Annotated in this window: 1 protein-coding gene and 1 tRNA gene; both read left to right on the forward strand. The window is 65.7% G+C overall.

Annotation, left to right across the window (positions count from 1 at the left end):
• On the forward strand, nucleotides 1-1647 hold a 1647-nt coding region (locus V7N12_RS10075; RefSeq protein WP_333714395.1), incomplete at its 5' end, for an ASKHA domain-containing protein.
• A gap of 125 nt (nucleotides 1648-1772) precedes the next feature.
• A tRNA-Gly gene (locus V7N12_RS10080) sits at nucleotides 1773-1846 on the forward strand.

Here is a 1846-nt window from a genome sequence, read left to right on the forward strand (position 1 = left end):
AAGCTTTACTACGTCGAGGTCGCCGAACCCGACATGCACGACCCTTCGGGCGATCTGGAACGCCTTGTGGCGGCGCTGCGCCGTGACTGGGACCTGCCCGCGCTCGAGGCCGATCTGGGCGTGCTCAAGACCCTGCAGACCGCCCTGCGCAAGGGGCAATGGAAAGTCACCGTCGCGGTGCACCTTGGCGACGCGGTCTTCAGCCCGCGCATCATCCACGTCTGGCCGGGCTTCTACGAAGGCACGATCTACGGGCTTGCCGTCGACCTCGGCTCGACCACCATCGCCGCGCATCTCTGCGACCTGCAAACCGGCGAGGTTGTGGCCTCGTCCGGCATCATGAACCCGCAGATCCGCTTCGGCGAAGACCTGATGAGCCGCGTCAGCTACGGCATGATGAACCCCACAGGCTCGGACGAGATGACCCGCGCCGTGCGCGAAGGGATGAACGCGCTTTTCGTGCAGATCGCCTCCGAGGCGCAGATCGACCGCAGCCTTGTCGTGGATGCGGTCTTTGTCTGCAATCCGGTCATGCACCATCTTTTCCTCGGGATCGACGCTTACGAATTGGGTCAGGCCCCCTTTGCGCTGGCAACATCCGAGGCGCTGTCGCTGCGCGCCACGGAACTGGACCTCGCGCTGCATCCCGCCGCGCGCGTTTATATCCTGCCTTGCATCGCGGGCCATGTGGGCGCGGATGCCGCCGCCGTGGCCCTGTCCGAGGCACCCGACAAATCCGACGACCTGATGCTGGTCGTGGACGTGGGCACCAATGCCGAAATCCTGCTGGGCAACCGCGAAAAGGTCCTCGCCTGTTCCTCGCCCACCGGCCCCGCCTTCGAGGGGGCGCAGATCAGTTCCGGCCAGCGCGCCGCCCCCGGTGCGATCGAACACGTCGCGATCGACCCCGCAACCAAGATGCCGCGCTTCAAGGTGATCGGCAGCGATCTTTGGTCCGACGAGGACGGCTTCGACGAAGCCATCGCCCAGACCGGCGTCACGGGCATCTGCGGGTCCGGCATCATCGAGGTCATCGCCGAAATGCGTCTGGCAGGCATCGTCGACGGGCCCGGCCTGATCGGATCGGCGGAACAGACCGGCGCGCCCAATTGCTTTCAGGACGGGCGCACGAACTCTTACCTGCTCTATGACGGCACGGCACAGGGCGGGCCGAAGATCACCGTCACCAATACCGATATCCGGCAGATCCAGATGGCCAAGGCCGCGCTCTATTCGGGGGCGCGGCTGCTGATGGACAAATTCGGTGTCGACAAGGTCGACCGCGTGGTGCTGGCGGGTGCCTTCGGCGCGCATATCAGCCCCAAGCACGCGATGGTGCTGGGCATGATCCCCGATGCGCCGCTCGACAAGGTCACCAGCGCCGGCAATGCCGCCGGCACCGGCGCGCGGATCGCCCTTCTCAACACCGACGCCCGCCGCGAGATCGAGGCGACCGTCCACAAGATCCACAAGATCGAAACCGCCATCGAACCGCGCTTTCAAGAGCATTTCGTGAACGCCTCGGCGATCCCCAACGCGGTCGAGCCCTACCCGATCCTCAACAGCATCGTCACGATCCCGGATGTGAACCACAACACCGGCGGCGGTGGCGGCGACAGCGGGCGCAGGCGGCGCCGGGCGCGTTAGCGCAACCCCGCCCCCGGCTTCTTTCTCCCTCGAAACTCCCGCCGGAGGCATCCGCCCCATCGGCCCTGCACCATGGCCAAAGGCCCTTGACGCAATCCGCCGCCCGGCGTAGGCAATCAGTGCGCGCGGGTATGGTGAAAAGGTATCACGAAAGCTTCCCAAGCTTCAGTTACGGGTTCGATTCCCGTTACCCGCTCCA

It is taken from the genome of Yoonia sp. (genome assembly GCF_036770585.1).
Lineage (GTDB): Bacteria > Pseudomonadota > Alphaproteobacteria > Rhodobacterales > Rhodobacteraceae > Yoonia.